The organism is Streptococcus mitis SK597, from assembly GCF_000148545.1.
Classification (GTDB): Bacteria; Bacillota; Bacilli; order Lactobacillales; family Streptococcaceae; genus Streptococcus; species Streptococcus mitis_C.
The window spans coordinates 1-22,935 of sequence record NZ_AEDV01000010.1; the positions used below are offsets into that span (position 1 = coordinate 1).

The 22,935-nt window shown below is 39.1% G+C and carries 17 protein-coding genes, 2 pseudogenes and 1 riboswitch; of the genes and pseudogenes, 17 read left to right on the forward strand and 2 right to left on the reverse strand.

Features of this window, described 5'->3' with window-relative positions:
• Nucleotides 1–109: 109 nt before the first annotated feature.
• A complete protein-coding gene (locus SMSK597_RS04230; protein ID WP_004237381.1) occupies nt 110–1,549 on the reverse strand; it encodes a TrkH family potassium uptake protein in 1,440 nt (479 codons plus the stop codon).
• A 3-nt stretch (nt 1,550–1,552) separates the two neighbouring features.
• Nucleotides 1,553–2,902 (reverse strand): Trk system potassium transporter TrkA, encoded by a 1,350-nt coding sequence (gene trkA / locus SMSK597_RS04235; protein WP_000691697.1) that lies wholly within the window; start codon nt 2,900–2,902, stop codon nt 1,553–1,555.
• Between the two features lie 188 nt (nt 2,903–3,090).
• Between trkA and SMSK597_RS04240 the strand changes: the two are divergent.
• From SMSK597_RS04240 to SMSK597_RS0101970, 17 genes and pseudogenes are all read left to right on the forward strand, one after another.
• Nucleotides 3,091–3,939, forward strand: a pseudogene (locus SMSK597_RS04240) (SAM hydrolase/SAM-dependent halogenase family protein).
• A gap of 18 nt (nt 3,940–3,957) precedes the next feature.
• Nucleotides 3,958–4,506, forward strand: coding sequence for an ECF-type riboflavin transporter substrate-binding protein (locus tag SMSK597_RS04245; protein WP_000403159.1), 549 nt, complete (start codon nt 3,958–3,960; stop codon nt 4,504–4,506).
• Between the two features lie 168 nt (nt 4,507–4,674).
• Complete coding sequence (locus SMSK597_RS04250; protein ID WP_000656556.1) at nt 4,675–6,357, forward strand: ABC transporter ATP-binding protein; 1,683 nt, start codon at nt 4,675–4,677, stop codon at nt 6,355–6,357.
• A complete protein-coding gene (locus SMSK597_RS04255) occupies nt 6,342–7,172 on the forward strand; it encodes an energy-coupling factor transporter transmembrane component T family protein (RefSeq protein WP_001148093.1) in 831 nt (276 codons plus the stop codon). Before SMSK597_RS04250 ends, SMSK597_RS04255 begins: the two co-directional genes overlap by 16 nt.
• Nucleotides 7,173–7,364: 192 nt before the next feature.
• Nucleotides 7,365–7,868: a tRNA (cytidine(34)-2'-O)-methyltransferase gene (locus tag SMSK597_RS04260; RefSeq protein WP_000181381.1), complete on the forward strand. Its 504-nt coding sequence runs from the start codon at nt 7,365–7,367 to the stop codon at nt 7,866–7,868.
• 59 nt (nt 7,869–7,927) lie between these two features.
• Nucleotides 7,928–8,146, forward strand: a riboswitch (FMN riboswitch).
• 164 nt (nt 8,147–8,310) lie between these two features.
• Nucleotides 8,311–8,874 carry an ECF transporter S component gene (locus tag SMSK597_RS04265; RefSeq protein WP_000185850.1) on the forward strand — a complete coding sequence of 188 codons (564 nt, stop codon included), beginning with the start codon at nt 8,311–8,313 and terminating at the stop codon, nt 8,872–8,874.
• Entirely contained in the window at nt 8,864–9,514 is a 651-nt protein-coding gene (locus SMSK597_RS04270) for a phosphatase PAP2 family protein (RefSeq protein ID WP_033631262.1), read from the forward strand. The genes SMSK597_RS04265 and SMSK597_RS04270 overlap by 11 nt, the downstream gene beginning before the upstream one ends.
• Before the next feature lie 106 nt (nt 9,515–9,620).
• Complete coding sequence (locus SMSK597_RS04275; protein WP_004237388.1) at nt 9,621–10,493, forward strand: helix-turn-helix domain-containing protein; 873 nt, start codon at nt 9,621–9,623, stop codon at nt 10,491–10,493.
• Between the two features lie 836 nt (nt 10,494–11,329).
• A complete protein-coding gene (locus SMSK597_RS12615; protein ID WP_000382763.1) occupies nt 11,330–13,846 on the forward strand; it encodes a class III lanthionine synthetase LanKC N-terminal domain-containing protein in 2,517 nt (838 codons plus the stop codon).
• A complete protein-coding gene (locus SMSK597_RS04285; RefSeq protein ID WP_001091364.1) occupies nt 13,843–15,063 on the forward strand; it encodes an MFS transporter in 1,221 nt (406 codons plus the stop codon). The genes SMSK597_RS12615 and SMSK597_RS04285 overlap by 4 nt, the downstream gene beginning before the upstream one ends.
• A 30-nt stretch (nt 15,064–15,093) precedes the next feature.
• Nucleotides 15,094–15,171 (forward strand): annotated as a pseudogene (locus tag SMSK597_RS13190) (phosphatase PAP2 family protein); the annotation flags it as partial.
• Between the two features lie 27 nt (nt 15,172–15,198).
• Nucleotides 15,199–15,618, forward strand: coding sequence for a hypothetical protein (locus SMSK597_RS04290; protein ID WP_000868604.1), 420 nt, complete (start codon nt 15,199–15,201; stop codon nt 15,616–15,618).
• Nucleotides 15,619–15,622: 4 nt separating this feature from the next.
• Nucleotides 15,623–16,072 (forward strand): GNAT family N-acetyltransferase, encoded by a 450-nt coding sequence (locus SMSK597_RS04295; protein WP_025169653.1) that lies wholly within the window; start codon nt 15,623–15,625, stop codon nt 16,070–16,072.
• Nucleotides 16,073–16,342: 270 nt separating this feature from the next.
• Entirely contained in the window at nt 16,343–17,389 is a 1,047-nt protein-coding gene (gene pheS, locus SMSK597_RS04300; protein ID WP_000103741.1) for a phenylalanine--tRNA ligase subunit alpha, read from the forward strand.
• Entirely contained in the window at nt 17,389–17,898 is a 510-nt protein-coding gene (locus SMSK597_RS04305; RefSeq protein ID WP_025169654.1) for a GNAT family N-acetyltransferase, read from the forward strand. The genes pheS and SMSK597_RS04305 overlap by 1 nt, the downstream gene beginning before the upstream one ends.
• Before the next feature lie 76 nt (nt 17,899–17,974).
• Complete coding sequence (gene pheT / locus SMSK597_RS04310; RefSeq protein WP_000961529.1) at nt 17,975–20,380, forward strand: phenylalanine--tRNA ligase subunit beta; 2,406 nt, start codon at nt 17,975–17,977, stop codon at nt 20,378–20,380.
• Nucleotides 20,381–20,819: 439 nt separating this feature from the next.
• Nucleotides 20,820–22,935: YSIRK-type signal peptide-containing protein (locus SMSK597_RS0101970; RefSeq protein ID WP_000499441.1), on the forward strand; the 2,116-nt coding region annotated here is incomplete at its 3' end.

Consider the following 22,935-nt stretch of genomic DNA (forward strand, 5'->3'; position numbering starts at 1 on the left):
GTCAGGCACTAAAATGTCTGACAAGGATTCAAAGTTACTTGTAGAGTTTCGGGAAGTATTTGAAAATAAAAACACCACACTTTGTAGGTTTACAAGGTGTGGTTGTATTTTATCTCTTAGACCAAGTTCTCTTCATAAAGAGAAGTAGGATTGGGTAAATCTCCAAGCGGCCTGCAATCATTGCAAAGGAGAGGAGAATTTTTGAGATAGGACTAAAGATTGAGAAACTAGAAGTGGTTCCTAGAATAGGCCCGATATTATTGAAACAGCTAAAGACAGCGCTGGTCACAACCAGGAAATCATTGCTATCTAGGCTGACAATAAAGATAAGCGCTAGCAAAATCATAGAATAAATGACAAAGTACTTGAGAATCTTATGCTGGGTATCTTTGTCAATCACCGTTTTATTAACATGGAGGGTCAAAACACGATGGGGCGATAGGATTGACAAAATTTGGTTTTTGGCAATTTTTGAAAGGATGAGGCCTCGAATAACCTTGAGTCCACCTGCGGTTGAACCAGCAGAACCACCGATTCCCATGAGGAAGAGGAGGATAAACTGGGAGAAGAGGGGCCAATTGGTAATGTCTCCATATCCAAAACCAGTCGTCGTAATGATATTGGAAACCTGGAAGAAGGCCATTTCAAAGCTCTTGGAAAATCCTGGGTAGAGATAGAGGGTATTAAGGCTAATCAAGCCTGTAGAAAGCAGTACAATGATCAAGTAAGCACGAAGTTCTTCGTCACCAAAGAAGGCTTTGACACGACGGAGCATGAGATAGTAGTAGAGATTGAAATTTACCCCAAAAACCAAAACTCCGATACTAACTAGATAGGTAATCAGTGAGCTACCATAGTGGGCGATTCCATCGTTATAGACTGTAAAACCTCCTGTACCTGCTGTTCCCATGGCGATGACAAAACTATCAAATAGGGGCATACCAGCTAGATAATAGATGATGACAAAGAGGGAAAAGAGGGCTAGGTAAAGGAGATAGAGGATCTGGGCAGTATTTTTGAGTTTGGATACAACCTTGCCAAAAACAGGGCCAGGAACCTCAGCCTTCATCACTTCTAGGTGGCTATTCTTGGCATTATCCATAATAGCAAGTGCAAAAACAAGCACTCCCATCCCTCCAATCAAGTGGGTAAAACTTCGCCAGAAGAGGAGGGAACGACTGAGAACCGAAACGTCGTTCAGAATAGTTGCTCCGGTAGTTGTAAAGCCAGAACTGATCTCAAAAAAGGCATCTATAACACTGGGAATTTGTCTAGCAAAGACAAAGGGGAGACCACCAAAGAAGGACCAAAGGATCCAACAGAGTGCAACAATCAAGACTCCCTCCTTGGCATAAATCCGTTGATTTTTTGGCTTTTGTAAAATTCCTGAACCGCCTAGTAATACGAGAATCCCAATCGTTGTAAAGAGGGCTGTAAAGACTTGGCTCGATTCACGGTAATAGACAGCGACAGACACAGGAACCAAAAGAAGAACGGCTTCAATCAAAAGTAACTTTGAAAGGAGGTAGCGAATCATACTTTTATTCATTTCTTACCTCGCGATCAAGTCATAAATCTTGGTGATGTTTGGCAACAAAGTTGTTACTAGGAGCTTGTCTCCAACTTCCAACATATCCTCCCCAGTTGGGAAAATAGTCTTACCCTTTCGAATAATGGCTGCAATAAGAACCCCTTTTTTCAATTTCAGTTGAGAAAGAGGTTTGGCAGTCATTTTATTGGCTTCCTTGATATGGAATTGCAGGGTTTCGATTTGGCCATTGGCTAGATGGTGCATGGCTTGAAGGTCTGAATACTGGGCATTAACACGACCACGAATAAAGTGCATAATCGTATCTACAGCAATGCTTTTAGGTGTGATGATACTTGAAAAATCAGGCGCATTGATAATCTCGAGGAGACTGGTACGATTGACCTTGGTAATATTTTTCTGTACACCTACCTTGTCAAGGAACATCGAAGTAATCAGATTTTCCTCATCGACTCCTGTTAGAGTCGCAACGGCATCATAGTGTTGAGCACTTTCTTCTAGCAGGATATCTTTTGCAGTACCATCTCCTTGGACGATATGAAGATTTGGGAATTTCTCGCTAAAGAAACTAGCGATTTCGGGATTGATTTCAATAACCTTGGTATCGATACGACTGTCTTTGAGGATACCTAGTAGATAATAGGCAATTCTACCTGCACCGACGATGAGAAGGCTCTTCACGGCACGAGACTTGAAATAATTATGGAAGAGCATCATATCAACACGGTTACCAGTGACAAAGATTCTGTCTTTATCCTGTACAGTCATGTCACCACTTGGAATGATAATTTGATGATCCCTCTCTATCGCACAGACAATGACATTGCCAAATTTTTTCCGAAAATCAGAAATGGGCATTTGGCAAAGACCGCTGGAGGATTTAACAGTGAATTCCATCAAGCTGACCCGTCCACCAAAGAAACGTTCGACAGAGAGGGCGTTGGGGAAGTCAATGATATTAGCAATAGCACGGGCAGCCAAGAGCTCAGGATTAACGATAAGAGAAAAACCTAGAATATTCTTTTCCTTGAAATAAGAGTTAGAGTATTCAGGGTTCCGCACCCGAACGATGGTCTCTTTAGCTCCCATTTTTTTGGCTAGAACGGCTGCAATCATGTTGACTTCATCGTATTCAGTCAGGGCGATAAAGATATCACAATCCTGGACACTGGCTTGCTCAAGGATGGTAAAATCGGCCCCGTTACCAAGGATACCCATGATATCAAAGCGATTGACAATATGATTGAGGACAGCTTCGTTTTGCTCAATCAGCAAAACATCATGCTTTTCTGCAACCAAGGAGCGACAGAGGGCAAAACCAACTTTTCCCCCTCCGACAAGGATAATTTTCATAACAAAACCTACTTTTTCATGATGTAACTATCATACCTTTTTTCAAGAAAAAATGCACCTACTAGCTAATCACCAGAGTTTTTAGTAGGAAATTTGCTATAAGGTAAAACTATACCCTAATCAATTGAAATAGTTATTAGCACCTTTCTCTGAAATATGGTATGATAAAGGATATACAAGGAGATAAAATGAATAATAATTTACTGGTATTACAATCAGACTTTGGTCTGGTTGATGGTGCGGTATCGGCTATGATTGGAGTGGCTTTAGAAGAATCTCCAACCTTAAAAATTCATCATTTGACGCACGATATCACGCCATATAATATTTTTGAGGGGAGCTATCGTCTCTTTCAGACGGTGGATTACTGGCCTGAGGGAACGACATTTGTATAGGTGGTCGATCCAGGTGTCGGCTCGAAACGTAAGAGTGTAGTTGCCAAGACTGCAAAAAATCAATATATTGTCACGCCAGACAATGGAACTCTTTCTTTTATCAAGAAACACGTTGGCATTCTAGCCATTCGTGAGATTTCTGAGGTGGCCAATAGACGTCAAAATACAGAGCATTCTTATACCTTCCACGGTCGTGATGTTTATGCTTATACTGGTGCTAAACTAGCCAGCGGTCACATTAGTTTTGAGGAAGTGGGGCCAGAGCTCAGTGTGGATCAGATTGTAGAGCTTCCAGTCGTAGAGACCATCATTGAAGATCATCTGGTGAAGGGAGCTATTGATATTCTGGATGTGCGTTTTGGTTCGCTTTGGACCTCTATCACGCGAGAAGAGTTTTACAAGCTGGAACCAGAATTTGGTGACCGTTTTGAAGTGACTATCTATCACGCTGATATGCTGGTCTATCAAAATCAGGTTGTTTATGGCAAGTCATTTGCGGATGTGAGAATTGGGCAACCCATCCTTTACATCAACTCTCTCTATCGTTTAGGTCTGGCAATTAACCAAGGTTCCTTTGCCAAGGCCTATAATATGGGTGTCGGTTCATCTTGGACCATTGAAATAAAGAAAATAGAAGGATAAAATAGGAGAATAAATAGTATGGAAATCAAATTTACAATTAAACAAGTTGTTGCTGTCGGAATTGGCGCTGCCCTCTTTGTCGTCATCGGGATGATCAATATTCCGACCCCTGTTCCAAATACAAGCATCCAGCTTCAGTATGCGGTACAAGCGCTACTTTCTATTATTTTTGGACCGATTATCGGTTTGTTTGTCGGGTTGATTGGTCATGCTGTTAAGGATGCTATTGCTGGCTATGGTCTATGGTGGACTTGGATTATCGCTAGCGGCCTCTTTGGTTTAGTTGTGGGACTTTTTAGAAAGTACGTTCGAGTGATCAATGGTGTCTTTGACTGGAAAGATATTTTTATTTTTAACCTCATTCAACTACTTGCAAATGCTCTTGTTTGGGGTGTCTTGGCACCACTTGGAGATGTTGTGATTTATCAAGAAGCGGCAGAAAAAGTATTCGCACAAGGAATTGTTGCGGGAATTGCTAATGGTGTATCTGTAGCTATTGCAGGAACTCTTCTCTTGCTTGCCTATGCAGGAACTCAAACTCGTGCAGGAAGTTTGAAAAAGGACTAAAATGATGGGGAAGGCTGGGCAACCAGTCTTTTTCGATGTTTATAGATTAGTTAGGCAAGTAAGCTAGGATAGGAATCTTTTTGGCGCTAAGATTTTAAGAGAAGAGACTGCAAGAAGGGTTCGATTTATGATAAAATAGAAGTCTAAGAAGCGAATGAAGAGAGTAAGATGAAAGAAGCTATAATTGAGTGGAAGGATTTCTCTTTCCGGTATGAAACACAACAAGAACCGACCTTGCAAGGGATGAATTTGACCATTTACAAGGGAGAGAAAGTCTTAATTGTTGGTCCATCTGGGTCAGGTAAGTCTACCTTGGGTCAGTGTTTGAATGGGATTATTCCCAATATTTACAAGGGGCAGAAGTCTGGAGAATTTTTGATCAAGGGGCAAGCAGCTTTTGATATGAGCATCTACGATAAATCTCATCTAGTCAGCACGGTTTTGCAGGATACAGATGGGCAGTTTATCGGTTTATCCGTGGCAGAGGATTTGGCGTTTGCTCTGGAAAATGATGTGACAGCCCTAGATGAGATGAAAGGTCGTGTTCATAAATGGGCTGAAAAGCTGGACCTTATCCCTTTACTGGCTCAGCGTCCTCAGGATTTGTCAGGTGGACAAAAGCAGCGAGTCAGTCTAGCTGGTGTCTTGATTGATGAGAGTCCGATTCTCTTGTTTGATGAGCCACTCGCCAATCTTGATCCCAAGTCAGGTCAGGATATTATCGAATTGATTGACCAGATTCATAAGGAAGAGGGAACGACGACTCTTATTATCGAGCACCGTTTGGAGGACGTTCTGCATCGTCCTGTGGATCGGATTGTCTTGATAAACGATGGTCGTATCCTCTTTAATGGGAGCCCTGACCAGCTACTGGCGACTGATTTATTGACCCAAAATGGAATTCGAGAACCCCTTTATCTAACCACTTTACGTCAATTAGGTGTGGATTTAGCTAAGGAAGAACAATTAGCAAATTTGGACAACTTGTCTATCTCAAAAGGTCAGGTTCAGTTGCGGACGGAACTGGTAAAAGAAACCCCAGAATTGCAGTCACTCTTTAGATTAGAGGACGTGTCTTTTTCTTATGATGATAGACCGATTTTAAAATCCATTCATCTGGATATTAAAAAGGGTGAAAAGGTTGCCATTGTCGGAAAAAATGGAGCAGGGAAATCAACCCTTGCTAAGGCCATCAGTAGCTTTATTCAGACTGAAGGTCGCTATCTTTGGGAAGGACAGGATATCAAAGGAGATTCTGTTGCAGAGCGGGCGGAACGAGTAGGCTATGTGCTACAAAATCCCAATCAAATGATTTCGACCAACATGATTTTTGATGAGGTGGCTCTGGGACTTCGTTTGCGAGGTGTGGACGAGCAGGAAATTGAAACGAGAGTCTATGAAACTTTGAAAATCTGTGGCCTCTATGAATTCCGTAATTGGCCTATTTCTGCCCTGTCATTTGGTCAGAAAAAACGTGTTACTATTGCATCGATTTTGGTCTTGGGGGCTGAAATTATCCTCTTAGATGAACCGACAGCAGGTCAAGACCAGAAGAACTATACTGAGATTATGGAATTTCTTGAAGAACTGCATCAAAAAGGTCATACCATTGTCATGATTACCCATGATATGCAATTGATGCTGGATTATTCAGACCGAGCCCTTGTCATGGTGGACGGGGGATTGATTGCCGATACTGATCCAGCTAGTCTGTTGAGCAATCCTGAGATGTTAGTAAAAGCCAACCTAAAAGAAACTTCAATCTTTAACTTGGCCAAGAAACTAGACGTGGATCCACTTGCTTTAACGGCATTTTACAAAGAAAGGAGAGAAGGATGCAAGCTAAATTAATCGGTTACCAGCATAGAGATACTGTGATTCATCGCTTGTCAGGTGCTGGGAAACTCCTCTTTTTCATTCTCGTGTCATTGGCTGCCATGATTAGCTATGATACCAGACTGCTTGTTCTGATTGCCATCTTTTCGGTATTTCTCCTCTATTTATCAGAAATCCGTTTTAAAGATGTTTCCTTTGTAGCCGTTTTTGCGACGGTATTTGCCGTTTTAAACGTCTTGATGGTCTATCTCTTTTCTCCCGAGTATGGGGTTGGACTTTACGGAGAGAGGAGTGTGATTTGGCAGGGAATCGGTGCCTACACTCTGACCAGTCAAGAGCTCTTTTATCTGCTAAATCTGGCCATTAAGTACCTTTGCACCATTCCTCTGGCTATTATCTTTTTGATGACAACCCACCCTAGTCAGTTTGCTTCCAGTTTAAATCAAATTGGTGTGCCTTACAAGATTGCCTATTCCGTCAGCCTGACTTTGCGCTATATTCCAGATTTGCAGGAAGAATTCTTTACCATCAAGATGTCTCAGGAAGCGCGTGGGATGGAATTATCCAAGAAAGCTTCTCTCATGCAACGAATCAAAGGTAATCTACGCATTATTACTCCCTTGATTTTTAGCTCGCTAGAACGGATTGATACCATCGCTACAGCCATGGAGCTTCGCCGCTTTGGGAAAGAGAAAAATCGTACTTGGTATAGTTATCAGGCCTTGAAAAAAGGAGATTATCTTACCTTGCTCTTGGCAGCCTTGTTTTTAGTAACTAGTTTACTACTTATCTTGCAGAATCAGGGACGATTTTACAACCCTTGGAAATAGCTTGAAAAAATTGAAAAAATCAAGTCGTTTCTATTGACAATGATTCTGAAAGTGTTATACTAAGAAAGTAGTTTCGCTGATTTACTTCAAACCTGTTGTGAGGTAAGTTAACGATGCCTTAACCACGCTGTTTGCTGAGCTTGACTCCGGGCAGTGTGGCTATTTTTTTGCAATGGTGAAAGGAAGCAAGTCATGACAAATCACATTGTATTATTTGAACCCCAAATTCCACAAAATACGGGCAATATCGCGCGTACTTGCGCTGCGACCAATTCTCCCCTCCACATCATCAAGCCTATGGGCTTTCCTATTGATGACCGCAAGATGAAGCGAGCTGGATTGGATTACTGGGATAAACTAGAGATTTATTTTTACGAGAGTTTGGAGGATTTCATGTCTCAGATGAAGGGCAAACTCTATCTGATCTCAAAATTTGCTGAGAAAGTGTATTCTGATGTGGATTTATCGACTGACGAGGACCATTATTTTCTATTTGGACGTGAAGACAAGGGCTTGCCGGAGGACTTTATGCGAGAACATCCTGAAAAGGCTCTCCGTATTCCCATGAATGATGAACATGTCCGTAGTCTCAATGTGTCTAATACCGTCTGCATGATTGTCTACGAAGCCCTCCGCCAGCAGAACTTTGCAGGTCTTGAGCTCGTTCATACCTATGAAGCAGATAAATTGAAATAAAAAATGAAAATGAAAATGAACAAAATGCTTGCGCTTGCAAGCGTTTTTTGTTATGATAAAAGAGTCTTCAGGGCAGGGTGAAATTCCCGACCGGCGGTAAATTTGACTATCTATTTTAGTTTTCTCGTCGTTGTCTTGTCTCGATATACTTTAAGTATTATCTTCGACTGCGACGCCTAGATAAATCTAAAATATCTTAGCCAAATAAGTCCGCGAGCGCAAGCTGATGTGGTGAGATTCCACAACCGACAGTATAGTCTGGATGGGAGAAGACGAAAGAATAGCTTTGTCTGTTCTGATAGATTTATAGCCGAATTGTAACCGCTTGCTTTAATTTTCCTTAATAGAGTGAGAGGGAACTTTTGGGATATAAAAAGTGAGAATAGATAGAGGAATCCTTTCTAGCTTCTTCTGATTTTATAGAAAATTGGAGGAACCTGTTATGACAAACACACGTCGACTTTCGACCATTGCGATTTTATCAGCCATCTCATTTGTGCTGATGTACTTTGACTTTCCGCTTTTACCAACGGCGTCCTTCCTCAAGATTGAATTTAGTATCTTGCCAGTCCTTGTGGGCTTGGTGGTCATGGATTTGCCTGCTGCTCTAGGAGTTCTCTTGCTTCGCTCACTCTTGAAATTGCTTCTTAACAGCCAGGGAGTGAATACTTACATTGGCTTGCCAATGAATATCGTAGCTTTGGGAGTTTTTGTCATCGTATTTGCTTTGATTTGGAAAAAGGAACGGACAACCCTTCGTTTCCTACTAGGCTCTCTAGCTGGGACTATTGGTTTAACCGTGGCTATGTTGGTTCTCAACTATGTTTACGCTGTTCCTTTGTACGCTAAGTTTGCTAACTTTGATATTGGTAAAATTTTGGGACTTTCCAACTACCTAATGACTATGGTATTACCTTTTAACTTGATTGAGGGTATAATCTTTTCCGTTTCATTCTGGTTGTTGTATATTCTCTTGAAACCAACCTTAAAACATTATGAGAGATAAACAAACATTTTTAATGAAGGGCAGTTTTGCCCTTTTACTTTTCGTTATTCTTGGCTATATGGTCAAATTTTACCCTGAAACGCTGGTCGGTTTTGACCAATCGATTCAGACTGGTGTTCGAGGAGACTTACCAGATTACTTGACTATTCTTTTCCGAGCCATCACACGCTTGATTGATATCCCAGTAATTATCACTTGGGTTATGCTGGTAGCTTTTATCTTTTATCGTAAGAAATGGAAGATAGAAAGTTTCTTTATGCTGGGGAATTTGGCTTTAGCGGGTCTTTTAATCGTGACTTTTAAAAACATCTACCAGCGCCCACGACCAGCTATTTTACACTTGGTTGAGGAGAAGGGATTTTCTTTCCCAAGTGGCCATTCTCTGGCTGTGACGCTGATGGTAGGGACTTTGATTGTTATTCTTAGTCAGCGGATGAAAGATCCAGTCTGGAGAAAAGTCGTGCAAATCGTCCTTGGCCTTTACTTAGTCAGTGTGTTGGTATCAAGGGTCTATCTGGGAGTTCACTATCCATCAGACGTCCTTGCCAGTCTCTGTGTGGGTTTGGGAGTCCTGTTTATAGAGTTTCCCTTCTATGATAAACTTCGCTTCCAATGGCGATTTAAAGGTAAGCAGAAGTGATGAAAAAGATAAAAAATTATACAAAGATAAGGATATAAAATATATATTTTAAACATGTTTTTGAAACTTGATGTACTTTAATAAATAAAGCAAGGAGGAATAAAGTGTGGACATGTTACTAGCGACACGCTTAAAAAACAAGAGAAAGGAATTAAAATTATCTCAAAAGGAATTGGCTAAGGGGATTTGTGAGCAAGGACAGATTAGCCGTATGGAGCAAGGTAAATACTCACCCGGGTCAGAATTACTCTTTCAGCTATCTAAGCGATTGAAGGTGAGCATGAATTATTTCTTTGAAGAGACTGAGGTTTCTAGCTTGGAAAATATTGATAAGTTTAAAGAACTATCTAAGAAGTTTTTGGATGAGAGGGAATATGAATCTCTCCATTACATCTATGAACTAGAAAAATCTAAACGTGCTCGTTTATCTGCTAAAGATCAGATTTATTTAGACTGGATTGATACATTAGTTCAATTCCATTATCTGAATCATCAAACAGAGGCAGTTGCGAAATTGGAAAAAATACTGTTGTCTCTGAAAAAATCTGATTTTTACTATCTACAGCTGGGAAATACCTTGGCTAATTTTTATTTTGATATGGGGCAGGAAGACACATATCAGGAGCTCTATCAACTTTTAAAAGAGAATATCCAGTCATTATCTGTTCATCATTTGGAACAATTAGAATTGATGATTAAATTCCGATATAACTATTGTAGATATTTGTGGTTGAATGAACAAACATCTGAAGCTATAGAAGAGATTACAGAAACAATAGCTATTTGTAAAAGATATAATAGTAGTTATCGATTAGCAGATTTGTATTGTTTATTGGGAAATATAAGTGTGGGATTTGCTGAAAAGGATAGGATACTAGGTTTTTATCAAGTATCTTATCAGCTTTACAAGCACGAAGAGAACCAGAGAATGATGATGGAAATTGAGAAGGAAATGAAATTATTGGAAAGTGAAGATTAAGAAAAAGATTTGTATTTTTAGATAACTTAAATTCATATTTCAAAAAAAATAAGAAATCTACATAAAAATTATTGACAAACTAAAATTGATGTGTTAGAATATCGTCAATAGTTAAGGAGGTTTAGAAGATGAAAAGATTTCAAGTTGTCAAGCTATCAAGCTATGTATATTAATTGCTTTATTGCTTCTATTTCTATTTAATGTGTTAAGTGGCTCTTTATCTGTAACAACTAGAGGAGTTGATCCAGGACCAGCATATGGAATTTCACTTTAAAGATATCCAACATATCGCTTCATAAACAGAATTGAGTTTTACTTTCAAAAATAAATCAGATTCTGATGGAGGATTTAGTCCTTAAGTGTTGTATTAGTGTATTGAGACTTCATTTATCTGGATGTTGAAGTTTTGCTTGTGAGATTTATCTAAAAAACTCTTTAACTATATTTATAAAGGCTTTATAGAATTTTCCTTTCCGGAAAAAGAATTCTAAATAAAATTAGGAGAATTACCATGGAAACATTGTCAAATCTTGAGATGTTACCAGTTGCACCTCTTCCTACGCAAGTTGAAAGATTATGCGACTTTACATGCTCGGTTACAGTCGGTTAGTCTTAAATGCTTTTAGAACCTCTTCTTATTGAAATGTTGATGTCTGCATATAAAATATTTCATAATTCTTTATAGTTTGACAGTTCATTTTTAAGAAGTTCAAGTTTAATAGGCGCTTTCATGTATTTAATCAATTGTAGATTATTTACGAAAGTTTAAGATAGTTTAATTATATAGGAGAGGTGGGTTAGTCTACTTCTCTTTCTTTATATACGAGGAGTAATTAATGGATGTTCTTGAGAATTCAATACAACAATTTGATTCTAAAGTTAAGTATGTTTCTTCTGACTGGGTTTATTTTGGCTATAATAAGAATTTATCAGATTCGGGATGGAAAATTCACATAAGTTCACAAATGAAAGATGCGGTTAGTATCTTTACACTAGTAGCATCTTTTTTACGCGAAATTGAATGTTCATTTAAAGTTGTTAAGGATATTGAAAGTTTAAAAAAGATTAACTCTCCACGAGAAACGTCACCTATAGCCAATAAATTTATGACAATTTATCCTGCAAATGATAAGCAAGCTCGTGAAATAATATTAGCGTTACGTGAGAAACTTGCTATATATTTTTCTCCAAGAATATTGTCTGATTTTCAATGTGGAAAACATTCACCGCTGCACTATAGATTTGGTTCATTTAAAAAAATACAAGAATATGACGAAAAAAATCACAAAATTATTTATTTGTTGAAAAACGAGGAGGGGAATTGGGTAGAAGATGTTCGTAAAAATTTTCCTGTGATACCTGATTGGAAGGAGGATCTTTTTACTCCAGAAGAGAAACAGGAGTTATTTGGAGAGATAGGGAGAATACCTGAGAATCATTTAATAAATAACTATAAATTTGAAATAATATTAAAAAAATCTAACAGAGGGAATGTATATAGAGCTAAAAAGAAAGATACTGGGGAAAAAGTTATTGTGAAACAAGTGCGCCCTTTTGTCAGCAACGATGTTGAGGGGAAGCATTTTGCTATCGCTGAGATAAAAAATGAAGCTAATATGTTGAAGATATTAGATTCTCAGCTTTATACGGCAAACTTTATAGATGAGTTTGAAGTTGATGGAGACTATTTTGTTGTTCAAAGTTTTATTGAAGGATATAGTTATTTTGATTTAATTGGGGAAGAAAGGTTTTCTTATAGAACAAAATTAAAATTAATAGATAATTTAATATCAATTGTTAATTCTATTCATAGTTTAGGATATAAGATTGTAGACTTATCGCCTACAAATTTTATTTATAGAGAAGATGGTTCTATATTTTTAATAGATTTAGAGAATGTATCTCTGATAAAAGATGTACGACGATATGTAAAAACCCCTTTTATGGTAAATCCAGATAATGACCTATCTGAGAGTTCGATTAATCAAGATTATTTTGCTGTAGCCATGACTAGTTTTGCTATTTTGGTTGGTAGAACATTAGCTTTTTCGCCGGGAGACAATCTGTACGATATTAGTTGTATTGATAAAATAAAACAAGCGTTACGAATCGCTAAAAATATGGAATATATATCAGAGAGTGTGTATTACTGGTTGATTTATCTGTTGAATTTAAGTGAAGCGAAAGAATCTACTAATATAATAAAGAAAATTAATGAAATTGAAATTTTGAATATTGATATGTCAGAGGTGGATTTTAATGTTAGTTGTTATGATTTTAAAAAGGAATCTGAGAAAATAGCACATTTTATTTTATCCCAAAATATTGATAGCACAGGTCGTCTTTTACCTTCAAATGAATTTGGAGAATTTGTTAACCCGATATCTTTTCAGCACGGACTGTCTGGTTATATAATATTTGTTACTCAATGTTTATCGTCTTCTGAACTGAAGTTAGTTAAGCAATGGGTTCAAAAGATAGAAATAACAAGAGATAGCAAGAGTTATCTGTATCAAAATTCATTGTATTTTGGTGCGTCAGGATTTTTATGGGCTTTAATATTATTGTTTGAAAGAACAGGTGATATTTTTTATAAAAATAAAGCTACTACTCTAGTAAGTGAAATATTGTTAGGTTATAATGATATTAGCGAACAGGATTTTGTTTTAGGAAAAGCAGGTGTTTTGCTATCTCTTATGAGGTATTATGAGTTGGAAGGAACCGCCTATCTTGAAGAATTTATCCATACTGCAATTTCTGAACTTCAAGAGGAAATCGGTCAGGATTTTTCACAATATAATTCCTTGTTTGATTATAGTTTTGCTCATGGAAAAGCAGGAATAGCATATGTTTTGAATGAATATAAAATTTTATTTGATAGTAAGAAATTTGATTCCATAATAAGTATTTTTACAGAAGAAATTGCAAAAATATTATCACAAGAAATTTTGAAAAATAAAAATAGTTACAATAATTTAGAGCTATCTTGGTGTGATGGACTATCAGGGTTGATTCTATATCTTTGTTTGGTCGAACCTCTAAAATACTCTAAGTTAATTTCGGAGGCTAGAGTGGTGATTCTTAACCACCACCTGAGTATGGAAACATGTTATTGCCATGGCATTGCTAGTCTGTTACAAACTTATGCGTATGTATTTGGAGATAAAGATAAGAATGATATAGTTCAGTTGCTTCTTACTAAGTCTTTTAGAAAGTATGATGAACTTCTTGTTTTTCAAAGTGAGAATCGAAATTACGATTATTTTGATTTTGGTATTGGAACTTTGGGAATATATTGGGCACTGTTAGAATTTCAATTTCCTTTTGAACTGAAGAAGGAGGCGATTCAATGAATACTTTTTTGACTAATAAAAGTTATCGAATGTTGCTGATTAATCAATGGGTTTCGTCATTTGGGGATACGCTGTTTTATATTTCCTTTATTTCGTATGTATCGGGATATAAATTTGCTTCATTAGCTGTTCTTTGTATAACAGTTTCGGAGACTTTGCCACAGATTTCTCAGTTGTTCACAGGTGTTATTGCCGATTTTCAAAAAAATCGTGTCGCAAAATATATTGCTATATTGGCAAGTAAGTTTCTGCTTTATACTCTATTGACACTGTTTGTAGCGGATAAGAACTTCTCTATGGGGATGGTTCTCCTTATTTGCGGAATCAATCTTTTATCAGATACCATGAGTTATTTTGCGGGTGCTATGATTTCTCCTTTGTATGTGAGGATTATCGGAGATGATATGACAGATGCTATGGGGTTTAGACAGGCAACTGCTGGTGTAGTTAATATTCTCAGCAACCTTATAGGTGGAGTTTTGATTGGGGTTATCAGTCTTCAGATGTTTGTAGGTTTGAATGCTTTGACCTTTCTTTTTGCACTGTTGGGTGTGGTGCTTATTCGTACTTCTTTGAGAGATATTGAGGGACAGATGGAGGTTGGTAAAAGATTAACCGCAAAATCTTTTGGAGAGCATTTCCTCCATTCAATGAAGATATTGTCAAGTTTTCCAGCAATCATCAAATTAATATTCATTGCAGCTATGAACCAAGTGATTTTAAGTATTATTACCCCTTTAACGACCTTGATGTTGATCCATCATCCATTTATCTTCCTTGACACTGGGCAATCCATTGCAGTCTTGTCCGTGGTTATTTTTTCAGGAACGATTGTGGGAAGTTTTCTGAGCGGAAGTATCTTAAAAAATATTCCCATAAAAATGATTGCTTACTTTGAAGAAATTATGCATCTCTGTATTCTCTTTTCTTGGTTGACCAATCAGTTTCTCCTTTTATTGGCAGTTGTCTTCTTATGCGCAGTTGCTGTAGGAATGATGGGACCTCGGATTTTCAACCTTGTATTTTCGATGGTTCCAGAGGAAGTTATGGGAACCATACAGTCAGTGCTTGGAGTGTTTAATGTTGTTGTACCAGGAATTCTTAGTATGCTCATCGTTGCATTAGCGAGTGCTACAAACCTAAAAACCACAGTGATTCCACTTTTTATTTTTGTGTTGACTGCCTTAGCGATTGTGAGAGCAATGAAAATAGAGTAATAGTAGTATGAACTATTGTCTCTTTTGTGGATGGGAGTCTTGTTTATCGAATTTCCTTTCTATGATAAGCTCCGCTTCCAATGGCGATTTAAAGGTAAGCAGAAGTGAGTATCAAATTCCTTTGAGGAGAAAGAAATGAAAGTCAGTATAGCAGATCTTCATCCGACTCAACTATATTTATCAGAAAAGAAGTTGCAAGATATTCAGATGCTTTACCAGTCGGCAGAAACAAACCAAGTCGATCCAATCAGTATTCTTGCCTTTGGAGATTGCTTGTTGATTACAGATGGGCATCACAGGGCTTATCAGGCTTTATTGGCAGGTAGGGATACGATTTCTGCTGAGTGGGATAGAGATGGTGGGGATGAGCTATATCATCTCTATGCGCAAGCTTGCGAAGAAAGAAAAATTTACTCTGTTCTGGATTTAAAAAATCATATCTTACCTCAAGATGAGTATGAAGTAAAATGGTATAACTGGTGTGATGGTTTTAATCAAGCAGCAACTCTCTTATTGAAAAGGAAAGCAGATGAAACGGATTTTACAAATAGATAATGCACTGCGTCTTGTTCCTTATTATAAGGTCAATCATTGTGAGAAAGCTTTTGCTTGGTATCAGGATGTGAACTTGGTTCACCTCGTAGATGGTGTGAAGAGACCTTATAGTCAAGAAACTTTGGAAGCCATGTATTCCTATTTGGATCAGCATGGTGAACTTTTTTGGATTGAAGTCAAGGAGAAGGGGAAATGGTTTCCAATTGGAGATGTTACACTATCTCAGGATAATCTCCCCATTGTGATTGGGAATTCCGCTTACCAACATCAAGGACTTGGGAAAAAGATTCTAAGTGCTTTGATTGAATTGGCTCGAGTAAAAGGATGGAAAGAATTGAGAGTCAAGGAAATCTACACCTACAATCATGCTTCTAGGAGGTGTTTCAAGTCGCTTGGATTTGTGGAAAATGGAGCAACAGAAAAAGGAATGAGTTTTATATTGAAATTAATCTAATCTAACTTGTTTTTTAACTCAAAATCTGATAAACTATGTAGTAATTGAATAGAAATCCGCAAGACTAGTAACTCAAGGGAAGTATATCAGGGAGGAGAGCCGTGACTGCAAGCTCTCTATATGAAAGCTGGGTGAATTCACTTGCGCATGGATTTAGAAATGAAGGCCTGACTTGTCAGATAAAAACGGATGGTACCGCGTGTCAACGCTCCGAGTGGAGTTTTTGGCATGTGGTTTTCTTTTTATCTACGAGAGACTGATGGAGGAATTATGTCAACTATTGAAGAACAATTAAAAGCGCTTCGTGAAGAAACGCTGGCTAGCTTGAAGCAGATTACTGCTGAAAATGAAAAAGAGATGCAAGATTTGCGTGTCTCTGTCCTTGGTAAAAAGGGTTCGCTCACTGAAATCCTCAAAGGGATGAAAGATGTCTCTGCTGAGATGCGTCCAATCATTGGGAAACACGTCAATGAAGCTCGTGATGTCTTGACAGCTGCTTTTGAAGAAACAGCTAAGCTCTTGGAAGAAAAGAAAGTCGCTGCACAATTAGCTAGCGAGAGTATCGATGTGACGCTTCCAGGTCGTCCAGTTGCGGCTGGCCACCGTCATGTCCTCACACAAACCAGTGAAGAAATTGAAGATATTTTTATTGGGATGGGTTACCAAGTCGTGGATGGTTTTGAAGTGGAGCAAGATTACTATAACTTTGAACGTATGAACCTTCCAAAAGACCACCCAGCCCGTGATATGCAGGACACTTTCTATATCACAGAAGAGATCTTACTCCGTACCCACACGTCTCCAGTGCAGGCGCGTGCTATGGATGCCCATGATTTCTCTAAAGGTCCTTTGAAAATGATCTCGCCAGGGCGTGTCTTCCGTCGTGATACGGACGATGCAACCCACAGTCACCAGTTCCACCAAATCGAAGGTTTGGTTGTTGGGAAAAACATCTCTATGGCTGACCTTCAAGGAACCCTTCAGTTGATTGTCCAAAAAATGTTCGGTGAAGAGCGTCAAATTCGTTTGCGTCCATCTTATTTCCCATTCACAGAGCCATCTGTTGAGGTGGATGTTTCTTGCTTCAAGTGTGGTGGAGAAGGCTGTAACGTATGTAAGAAAACTGGTTGGATCGAAATTATGGGGGCCGGTATGGTTCACCCACGTGTCCTTGAAATGAGTGGCATCGATGCGACTGTTTACTCTGGCTTTGCCTTTGGTCTTGGACAAGAGCGTGTAGCCATGCTCCGTTACGGAATCAACGATATCCGTGGATTCTACCAAGGAGATGTCCGCTTCTCAGAACAGTTTAAATAATAATCAGAAAAGTAGAAAAGGCAGATATTGAGGTGTTGGCTAAAATAGCCAAACAAACCTTTCGTGAAACATTTGCTCATGATAATACGGAAGAGCAGTTACAGGAATACTTTGAAGAGGCTTATAGTCTGAAAACTTTGTTAACTGAGTTGGGAAATCCAGAATCCGAAACCTATTTCATTATGCATGAAGAGGAGATAGCTGGTTTTCTCAAAGTCAACTGGGGAAGTGCTCAGACTGAGAGAGAATTAGAGGATGCTTTTGAAATTCAACGCCTCTATGTGCTACAAAAATTCCAAGGATTTGGATTTGGTAAGCAACTGTTTGAATTCGCTTTGGAACTTGCTACAAAAAATAGTTTTTCCTGGGCTTGGTTAGGTGTGTGGGAGCATAATACAAAAGCTCAAGCATTTTATAATCGATATGGTTTTGAAAAATTTAGCCAACATCATTTTATGGTTGGTCAAAAAGTAGATACAGATTGGTTACTGAAAAAGAAATTAAGTTAAGAAGATGATTCTTCTATTGAAATGATAGGAAAGGAAAAGAACTAGAGTGGCAACTGTCATTCTGGAGAACTAAATTATGCTTGTATCTTATAAATGGTTAAAAGAATTGGTGGACATTGATGTTCCATCACAAGAGTTGGCTGAAAAAATGTCAACTACAGGGATCGAGGTAGAAGGTGTCGAATCACCTGCTGCTGGTCTCTCAAAAATTGTTGTCGGTGAGGTCTTGTCCTGCGAAGATGTGCCAGAAACTCACCTTCATGTTTGTCAGGTTAACGTTGGCGAAGAAGAAGCCCGTCAAATCGTCTGTGGTGCCCCAAATGTGCGTGCTGGTATCAAGGTTATGGTGGCTCTTCCAGGAGCTCGCATCGCTGACAACTACAAAATCAAAAAAGGGAAAATCCGTGGTTTAGAGTCACTTGGAATGATCTGTTCGCTTGGCGAATTGGGAATTTCTGACTCAGTTGTGCCTAAGGAATTCGCAGATGGCATCCAAATTTTGCCAGAAAATGCCGTTCCAGGTGAGGAAGTCTTCTCATACCTAGACTTGGATGATGAAATCATCGAACTGTCTATCACACCAAACCGTGCAGATGCCCTTTCTATGCGTGGAGTGGCTCACGAAGTGGCAGCTATCTATGACAAGGCAGTCAACTTTAAAGAATTTACTCTTTCAGAAACTGACCAAGCTGCAGCAGATGTTCTTTCTGTGGGCATTGATACAGACAAGGCGCCTTACTATGCAGCTCGTATCTTGGACAATGTGACGATTGCACCAAGTCCACAATGGTTGCAAAATCTTCTTATGAATGAAGGTATCCGTCCAATCAATAACGTAGTGGACGTGACCAACTATATCCTGCTCTACTTTGGTCAACCTATGCATGCTTTTGACTTGGACACCTTTGAAGGGACTGACATCCGTGTGCGTGAAGCGCGTGCTGGTGAAAAATTGGTGACTTTAGATGGTGAAGAACGTGACTTGGACGTGAATGACTTAGTTATAACTGTCGCAGACAAGCCAGTAGCCCTTGCAGGTGTCATGGGTGGTCAAGTAACAGAAATCTCTGAAAAATCTAGTCGTGTCGTCCTTGAAGCTGCAGTCTTCAACGGAAAATCAATCCGTAAGACCAGCGGTCGTCTTAACCTTCGTTCTGAGTCATCTTCTCGCTTTGAAAAAGGGATCAATGTGGCAACTGTTAACGAAGCCCTTGATGCGGCGGCTAGCATGATTGCAGAACTTGCAGGTGCGACGGTGCGTAAAGGTATCGTTTCAGCGGGTGAACTTGATACCTCTGATGTGGAAGTTTCTTCTACCCTTGCTGACGTCAACCGTGTCCTCGGTACAGAGCTTTCCTACGCAGATGTAGAAGATGTCTTCCGTCGTCTTGGCTTTGGCCTTTCTGGAAATGCAGATAGCTTTACAGTCAGCGTCCCACGTCGTCGCTGGGATATCACTATCGAGGCAGACCTCTTTGAAGAAATCGCTCGTATCTATGGATATGACCGCTTGCCAACCAGTCTTCCAAAAGACGATGGGACAGCTGGTGAATTGACAGCTACACAAAAACTCCGCCGTCAAGTTCGTACTATTGCTGAAGGGGCAGGTTTGACAGAAATCATCACCTACGCTCTAACAATTCCTGAAAAAGCAGTTGAGTTCACAGCTCAACCAAGTAACCTTACAGAACTCATGTGGCCAATGACTGTGGATCGTTCTGTCCTCCGTCAAAATATGATTTCAGGTATCCTTGATACCGTTGCCTACAACGTGGCTCGTAAGAATAAAAACTTGGCCCTTTACGAGATTGGAAAAGTCTTTGAACAAACAGGTAATCCAAGAGAAGAACTTCCAAATGAAATCAACAGTTTTGCCTTTGCCTTGACAGGTTTGGTTGCTGAAAAAGATTTCCAAACAGCAGCAGTTCCAGTTGATTTCTTCTATGCTAAGGGAATCCTTGAAGCCCTATTTACTCGCTTGGGACTAGAAGTGACCTATACAGCTACAGCTGAAATTGCAAGCCTCCACCCAGGACGTACAGCTATGATTTCACTCGGCGACCAAGTTCTTGGTTTCCTTGGCCAAGTGCATCCAGTCACTGCTAAGGCTTACGATATTCCAGAAACGTATGTGGCTGAGCTTAACCTTTCAGCCATCGAAGCTGTCCTTCAACCAGCTGCTCCATTTGTGGAAATCACGAAATTCCCAGCAGTCAGCCGTGACGTTGCCCTTCTCCTTAAGGCAGAAGTCACTCATCAAGAAGTTGTGGATGCTATCCAAGCTGCCGGCGTGAAACGTTTGACAGATATCAAACTATTTGACGTCTTCTCAGGCGAAAAATTGGGACTTGGTATGAAGTCAATGGCCTATAGCTTGACCTTCCAAAATTCAGAAGACAGCTTAACGGACGAAGAAGTCGCACGCTACATGGAAAAAATCCAAGCTTCTCTCGAAGAAAAAGTCAATGCAGAAGTGCGTTAAGTTATTAGAGTTTGAAATAAAAATTTAGACTTAAACATAAAAAACGAATAAAACTAGTTTTCTGGAGAGTCAGAATTCTGTTTTGTTCGTTTTTTGTTTTTGAATTTTAAGTCTTGTTAGTGTGAGTGAGGTTGTTCTTATATGTTTTCTTGATTTCAATCTACTCTTCTAAAATTTTTTCAAACAAGGTCAGCTTCGCCTTTCTGTAGATATGTTGAGGTTGGTCAAAAAATAAATTTCAGGAGAAAATGAAGTCAATATTTCAACAATAAAATGCATAATAGAAAGATTAGTTCATAACGATTGATTTATAAAATGAAAAGGAGTATAATGAATTAAGCCACTCTAAAATATACATAAATATTTTAGGGGGGGCTTTTTATTTGCCCTTCAGGATGTATATTAACCGATAATCATCGGAAAAGGAGTAAATTTATATATGTTTTATAAAGGTAATGAAGATAGAGAAAAACGCTTGCGGTTTTCGATTCGTAAGGTTAGTTTTGGAGCAGCTAGTGTTGCAGTAGCAGCCTTGTTCATGTTTCCAGGAAATGGGACAGTGTCTGCCACAGAGCAAGGTGTAACCCCTACTAATGAGGGAACTCAAAGCTCACCACTGAAAGACCCAGATGTCCAGAATGGAACCTACGGGGCGACTCCAGTAGTCAGTCAGTTGGATGGAAATTCTGGTAGCAGTGAGACTACTGCTCCGAAAGCTCAAGCAGACACAACTACTCCAACACCTGCTGACTCAAGCTCAACATCAGTGGAGTCAGCTCCTGCTTCAAAAGTTCAAGACGAAACACCTGCTCCAACTCCTGTTGACGAAAGTGTAGCATCCGTAACTCCAGCTTCTGCTTCAGCAACAGAAGAAGTAGAAGAAAAAGCTACATCTAATCTGGATAAAAAACAGCTGGAAGAGTACGTAGCAGAAATTGATGCTAAATTAGCCTCAGGTAGCTATGAAAATAAAACAGATGAAAGCGTCGCAAACCTTAAAGAACATTTAGAATTAGCAAAACTTGCCCTAACAACAGCCAAAAGTCAAGAGGAGTTAACAAAAGCTTATAGAAGACTCTTTACAACAGCGAACAGCGGTTTACGTAGTAAGCCTAAAGCGCAAGTGGAAAGTCCTAAACTAGATACTACAGAAGGAAAAGCGACTGTCGGTAAGAAAGCCAGCAATACTGAGAAAGCTACAGGAACCAACTCTATAGCAAACTCAGGACAACATGATACACGTAATGGACAAGCCCTAGATAGAAACAACCCATTCCGAACAGATGGGACAACGACTGATACTGATCCAGCTGCACATCAAGTGTTTGAAGGCACAAGTGATGATGATAGTGTAGAAGAGCTTGCTAGAAAACTTCGTGCTTTGGATGATACGGTTGAAAATAACAAGAAAGTTTCTGAGGAATTGGATTCTCTCGGAGCGGCTACAGGTGTTGCAAAAGGAACTGTCCAGAATATAAATGAATTTGGTGGTTGGACTGCTATAACAGATTCAGAAGGGAATGGGAAGTTTGCTATTGCAAGAAAAACAGATAAGGGTGTTTTTCCTCTTGAAACGATAAATACCGTTAGAAATGTTAATAATAACGTAACTGCGACCTATCTCAGAGAGCAAGCACTCGATAGAACTGCAGATTATATGCTGTTCTTATCGGAAGTTAGAACGAAAGCAAGTGAAAATGAGCCAACCTTCAATGGACAAGCTTATCGAGAGAGTGGTTTAGGAAGGGGTTTAGCATATGGTCTTAAAGGCTATAATGGTATTCAAAAGACCTTTAAAGCATATTCACCAGACAGTGGTTCAAAAGTTAAAATAACATTTAAAACAGGATATTCTGGTGACATTGATGGAACAAAAGCGAAGTATAGGGTGCAAGTTTTTACTTCGGCGTCATCTACTAATCCAGTGTATGATGTAACTTTTGATCCACAAAATAATACAACTAATGCGGATATGACAGTACTTAAGGCTTCAGATGGTAGCAGTGTCACGAGGGAATTCATACAAGGAAGAGCTCCCCTGAATAAGCAAAATATTGAAGATCAAATGGCACAAGCAGGCTATACCCCAAATGGAGTGGCAGGTAAATTTACTAGTAGAGAAATCGAATTACCAGCAGGTGTAACAGACTATACTGTGAAAATAAGTTCTGCTGACAATGATCGATTAGGTATGGGATACCAAGCACTGCATCGCCACTATGCTCTGCCTATCTCTGGTCTTGACTTCCATGTGACACAAGACACAGGGGAAGTAGCTAAGGAACTGTTGAAAAAAGTCTATCTCAAACTGAAGGAAACGGAAGAGAAAGATAAGACTTTTAAAACAGCAGAATCTCAGCAGAATTATGAAGCAGAGTTGCAAAAAATTGATCAATTATTAAAAGAACCTACAAAATCAGCGACTGATTATAAAAATTTCCTTACAGATGTATTAATCAAAAAACAAGAGTTAGCTAATTCGAGTCAGGAAGCATCTATTAAGTCTAACGCTACAGATGAAATTGATAAGGCAGTAGCAACCAAAATCCAAGCCA